Below are 4,646 nucleotides of genomic sequence, written 5' to 3' on the forward strand. Positions count from 1 at the left end.
CATCCGGCGATGGTTCCATTCTCACCGGGATTGCGGCGGAAGCCGGGCAACGCTGGGACCATGGCGGGGCGATGCGGGGTATTTGGAGCTCGCTCAAGGGCCTCGCCCATGCGCTCCACCGCCCTTGAACAAGCGCCCAGTACGCCCATGGGAACACTCCTATGCGACCCTACAATTCCTCCGGATCCGTGGGATAGGGGTCGCCCCCCTTGACGACATAGCCCCGCTCCGGCGGGAAGCGCTGCAGGGTCTTGGACAGGGCCAGCTTGGCGCTGGAGGCCCAAACCAGATAGCGCCGGCCCAGGCGCCAGGAGGTGACCACCGTCTCCACCGCGCCGCGCGACACGACCTGGAAATTGGAATGGCTGATGGTGACGACGAAGCCGCTGTCGTTGGGCATGCGGCGCTCGTCATAAACGTACAGCAGCGCCTCATCCGCCCGCCGCACCTCGGCCAGGCGATCATGCTCGCTGACGCTGCTGCGCAGCTGCGCCAGTTCCACCGCCATTTTGCGTTCCTCACGCTTCAGGTCCAGGGTCAGCTTGGCCTTGGCCCGTACCGACTGGAACAGCTCCTCCACCTGGCGCCGGCGGGCGTGGGTGTCACGGCGCATGCGGCGCAGGCGCTTGGCGGTGGCGCCGGCCACCTGTCCAGCCGCGGTCAGCCCGGCGGCGATACCGAAAAGCAGGGCGTAATCCACCATGGGGCCGAGCTCCGCTAACGTCCGCGGGCGGAGGGCTGGGCCTCCGCACCAGGGGCCAGCGAGACGTCGTCCGGCGCCTCTTCCAAGGCCGGGCCCCCGTCACCTGACGGTTCCCGGATTTCCAGGATGTGGAAGCCCAGGGAATGCGGATAGTAGCTTTCCACCAGCGTCTTGGCGTCGTTGGCGTTCTGCGCCCAGGCATGGACGTTCTGCACGCGGGACCAGCTGCGGGAGAAGCCAATATGGTCCTTCTGCTCCAGCACCGCGCGCTGGACATGGCGGTTGATGACCAGGGCCACGAAATGGCGCGGCGGTCGGGTGGGGCGGGAGAAGGCCTCATCCTCCCCCAGGACGCGGATCAACTGGTCGCGCCGGGCCTCCAGGTCCGCCACCTTGCGGGTGGACATATAGTTCTGCCGGCGGGCGGACTTCAGGTCGTTGTCCAGCCGGGCCACGCGGGGCATGATCTTGCCGCTGCGATCCTCGAACTTGCGATGCAGGATGTTCGCCTCCTGGAACCGCTCGTCCACGCGGTCCACGCCTTCGCTGTGGCGCAGGTGCTGTTCCACCAGGTGCGACAGCGCCAAGGCGGCAAGGTAGGATACCCCCGCCACCATCATGAAGACCGCGACGGCAGTCAGCAGATCGCTCATCGGTTTTTCGCACCGGTTCTTCTGTTCTGTCCGGGACCACCCCGGACATGGATTTCCGTGTATCAAGCAATGCTGGGGCGGGCGTACTGTCAAGCGGCAGTATGACTCTTACGCGCGACCTTCGCATTAATGTCTTCGTTCATATTGCCGGGTCGAAATCGCCTTGAAGAGCCGCTTCGCCCCCGCGCATAAGATCAGCGCACCGCGCAGACCACCCTGAGGGATGCCCGCATGACCCGTTCCATCCCGCCGACCGACCGCCGCCTGGAGGTCATCCTCATCCCGGCGCTCAGCGACAACTATATCCACCTGCTGCGCGACGGCGCCACCGGCACCGTGGCCGTGGTCGACCCGGCGGAGGCCGCACCGGTGGTGGCCGCCCTGGAACAGCGGGGCTGGACCCTGGACCGCATCCTCAACACCCACACCACGGCGACCATGTCGGCGGCAACCTGGAACTGAAAGCCCGCTACGGCAGCGCCATCATCGGCCCCGNNCGCGACCGCGACCGCATCCCCGGCATCGACCGCGCCATCGCGGATGGGGAGACGTTCACCATCGGCGCCTGCCCCCTGACGGGCATCGACGTGCCCGGCCACACGCGGGGCCACATCGCCTTCCATGGCGCCGATGACACCGTGCTGTTCTCCGGCGACACCCTGTTCTCCATGGGCTGCGGCCGCCTGTTCGAGGGCACGCCGGAGCAGATGTGGCGGTCCCTGACCCGCCTGCGCGACCTGCCGGACGAAACGGCCGTCTATTGCGGGCATGAGTACACCGCCGGCAATGGCCGCTTCGCCGGCACGCTGGAACCGGACAACGCGGATCTGGCGGCCCGCATGCGCGACGTGGCGGCGCTGCGCGCGGCGGAGCGGCCCACCCTGCCCACCACCCTGGGCGTGGAGAAGGCCACCAACCCCTTCCTGCGCGCCGATCTACCGGCGCTGGCCAACGCCGTGGGCCTGGCGCCAGGCGCCGATCCGGTGGCAGTCTTCGCCGAAATCCGCCGCCGGAAAGACAATTTCCGGGGATAGACCCGCACCAGCCCCACGCCTGACCAGAAAGCCCAGCCCGCCATGAAGCTTTTCTACAGCCAGACCTCCCCCTTCGTGCGCAAGGCGATGATGGTCGTCCATGAGCGGGGCTTGGCTTCCCGGATCGAGCTGTCGCCGACCGACATCTGGTCGCCGGAAACGGTGGTGCCCACCCTGAACCCCCTGGGCAAGATCCCCACCCTGGTGACCGACGACGGCATGGCCCTGTTCGACAGCCCGGTCATCGCCGAATACCTGGACAGCCAAGGCACGGTGGGCCAGCCCCTGTTCCCCGCCGCCGGGCCGGAGCGTTGGCGGGCGCTGCGCCAGCAGGCCATCGCTGACGGCATCTGCGACGCCGCCATCCTGCGCCGGATGGAGGGCCTCCGGCCCGAGCCCCTGCGGTCGTCCAGCTGGACGGACCGCCAGCGCCAGGCCATGACCCGCGCCGTCGACCTGCTGGAGGCGGAGGCCGACCAACTGCAGGGCCTGACCATCGGCACCCTGTCGGTCATGATCGCCCTGGCCTACCTGGACCTGCGCTGGGAATGCGACCACTGGCGCCAGCGCGCGCCCAAGCTGGCCGCCTGGTTCGCCCAGGCGTCCGACCGGGACAGCTTCCGCCTGACCGTTCCGCCCCGGGGATGAGTTCCATGGATGCCGACACGATCATCCAGCTGCTGGGCCTGCAACCGCACCCCGAAGGCGGGCACTACGTGGAGACCTACCGTCATGCCTCCGCCGATAGCGGCCGGGGCGCCTCCACCGCCATCTACTTCCTGCTGAAGGCGGGAGAGCGGTCGCACTGGCACCGGGTGCGGGACGCGGATGAGGTCTGGCATTGGCATGCTGGGGCGCCGCTGCGCCTGTCCCTCTCCGCGGACGGCTTCACCACCACGGATTTGATCCTGGGGGCCGATCTCATCCAGGGTCAGCGGCCCCAGGGCGTGGTGCCAGCCGGCCAGTGGCAGGCGGCGGAGAGCCTGGGCGGCTGGACCCTGGTGGGCTGCACCGTGGCCCCGGCGTTCGAGTTCAGGGCGTTCGAGATGGCGCCGGCCGGCTGGACGCCCGGGAACGGCCATCCCGCCGATGGCGGACCTGCATAACGGCGGTTTGCAATCCGGCCGCCTTTGCCCGATAAACGCGGCCAAAGCGGCCCCTTACATCTAGAGTATTCCAATGGGATTCAATTGCGGCATCGTCGGCCTGCCCAACGTCGGCAAGTCGACCCTGTTCAACGCGCTGACCAGCACGGCGGCGGCGGAAGCGGCCAACTACCCGTTCTGCACCATCGAGCCCAACGTGGGCCGCGTCGGCGTTCCCGACCCGCGCCTGGACAAGCTGGCGGCCATCGCCAAGTCGCAGAAGACCGTCCCCACCCAGCTGGAGTTCGTGGACATCGCCGGCCTGGTGCGCGGCGCCTCCAAGGGGGAAGGCCTGGGCAACCAGTTCCTGGCCAACATCCGCGAGGTCGACGCCATCGTCCACGTGCTGCGCTGCTTCGAGGACGGCGACATCACCCACGTGGAAGGCTCCATCCACCCCACCCGCGACGCGGAGACGGTGGAGACCGAGCTGATGCTGGCCGACATGGACAGCCTGGAGAAGCGCCTGCCCGCCCTGCAGAAGAAGGCCAAGGGCGGCGACAAGGAATCCAAGATCGTCGCCGACCTGATCGAGCGCGCCCTGGTGGCGCTGCGCGACGGCAAGCCCGCCCGCACGGTCGAGGTGTCGGAGGAGGAGCGCGGCCTGTGGCGCCAGCTGGCGCTGCTGACCGGCAAGCCGGTGCTGTACGTCTGCAATGTCGAGGAGGCTTCGGCCGCCACCGGCAACAGCCTGTCGGCCCAGGTGGCCGAGATGGCCAAGGCCCAGGGTGCCGTATCCGTCGTCATCTCCGCCGCCATGCCAAGGCGGCCAAGGACGGCGGCAAGAAGCCGGCGGCGGCCGAGGGCGAGGAGAAGCCGAAAAAGGCGGCGGCCAAGAAGGCGCCCACGAAAGCGGCAACCACCAAGGCGGCGGCCGAGAAGAAGGCGGCCGCCCCGAAGAAGACCACCACGGCGGCGAAGAAGCCGGCGGCCGCCAAAACAGTGAAGCCCAAAACAGTGAAGAAGGCGGCGGCGGGCGACTGAGCCCGCCGCTCCCCAGGTTTAAGGAATCACCATGCCGAAGCGCCCGGAAGGCCCCCGGCGGGCTACGCCCAGGCCGGTGCCGGCCCGCCGCGCGGCCGACGCCCCCTTCCCCACCCGGGAAGAGATC

The 4,646-nt window shown here is 68.8% G+C and carries 7 protein-coding genes; 5 read left to right on the plus strand and 2 right to left on the minus strand.

What is annotated here, in order from left to right:
• Nucleotides 1-169: 169 nt before the first annotated feature.
• Complete coding sequence (locus I55_RS18055; RefSeq protein ID WP_044561973.1) at nucleotides 170-703, minus strand: hypothetical protein; 534 nt, start codon at nucleotides 701-703, stop codon at nucleotides 170-172.
• A 14-nt stretch (nucleotides 704-717) separates the two neighbouring features.
• Nucleotides 718-1,356, minus strand: coding sequence for a hypothetical protein (locus I55_RS18060; protein WP_044561974.1), 639 nt, complete (start codon nucleotides 1,354-1,356; stop codon nucleotides 718-720).
• Nucleotides 1,357-1,587: 231 nt separating this feature from the next.
• Here I55_RS18060 and I55_RS39355 point away from each other — a divergent pair, with 231 nt between their 5' ends.
• From I55_RS39355 to ychF, 5 genes are all read left to right on the plus strand, one after another.
• Nucleotides 1,588-1,818 (plus strand): hypothetical protein, encoded by a 231-nt coding sequence (locus I55_RS39355; RefSeq protein ID WP_307718719.1) that lies wholly within the window; start codon nucleotides 1,588-1,590, stop codon nucleotides 1,816-1,818.
• A 23-nt stretch (nucleotides 1,819-1,841) separates the two neighbouring features.
• Nucleotides 1,842-2,390, plus strand: a complete 549-nt coding sequence (gloB, locus tag I55_RS18065; RefSeq protein WP_307718720.1) for a hydroxyacylglutathione hydrolase — start codon at nucleotides 1,842-1,844, stop codon at nucleotides 2,388-2,390.
• A gap of 42 nt (nucleotides 2,391-2,432) precedes the next feature.
• Nucleotides 2,433-3,038, plus strand: coding sequence for a glutathione S-transferase N-terminal domain-containing protein (locus I55_RS18070; protein ID WP_044561975.1), 606 nt, complete (start codon nucleotides 2,433-2,435; stop codon nucleotides 3,036-3,038).
• Nucleotides 3,035-3,496 carry a cupin domain-containing protein gene (locus tag I55_RS18075; RefSeq protein WP_199902636.1) on the plus strand — a complete coding sequence of 154 codons (462 nt, stop codon included), beginning with the start codon at nucleotides 3,035-3,037 and terminating at the stop codon, nucleotides 3,494-3,496. The genes I55_RS18070 and I55_RS18075 overlap by 4 nt, the downstream gene beginning before the upstream one ends.
• Before the next feature lie 73 nt (nucleotides 3,497-3,569).
• On the plus strand, nucleotides 3,570-4,481 hold the full coding sequence (ychF, locus tag I55_RS18080; RefSeq protein WP_252181197.1) for a redox-regulated ATPase YchF: 912 nt from the start codon (nucleotides 3,570-3,572) through the stop codon (nucleotides 4,479-4,481).
• The last annotated feature ends 165 nt before the right edge of the window (nucleotides 4,482-4,646 follow it).

This window comes from Azospirillum sp. B4 (genome assembly GCF_000333275.1).
Classification (GTDB): Bacteria; Pseudomonadota; Alphaproteobacteria; order Azospirillales; family Azospirillaceae; genus Nitrospirillum.

What these genes read in the sequence shown, in the direction of transcription:
- ychF (WP_252181197.1), top strand. Translation starts at nt 3,570, where the DNA reads ATGGGATTCAATTGCGGCATCGTCGGCCTGCCCAACGTCGGCAAGTCG.
- I55_RS39355 (WP_307718719.1), top strand. Translation starts at nt 1,588, where the DNA reads ATGACCCGTTCCATCCCGCCGACCGACCGCCGCCTGGAGGTCATCCTC.
- I55_RS18060 (WP_044561974.1), bottom strand. Translation starts at nt 1,356, where the DNA reads ATGAGCGATCTGCTGACTGCCGTCGCGGTCTTCATGATGGTGGCGGGG.
- I55_RS18075 (WP_199902636.1), top strand. Translation starts at nt 3,035, where the DNA reads ATGAGTTCCATGGATGCCGACACGATCATCCAGCTGCTGGGCCTGCAA.
- I55_RS18055 (WP_044561973.1), bottom strand. Translation starts at nt 703, where the DNA reads ATGGTGGATTACGCCCTGCTTTTCGGTATCGCCGCCGGGCTGACCGCG.
- I55_RS18070 (WP_044561975.1), top strand. Translation starts at nt 2,433, where the DNA reads ATGAAGCTTTTCTACAGCCAGACCTCCCCCTTCGTGCGCAAGGCGATG.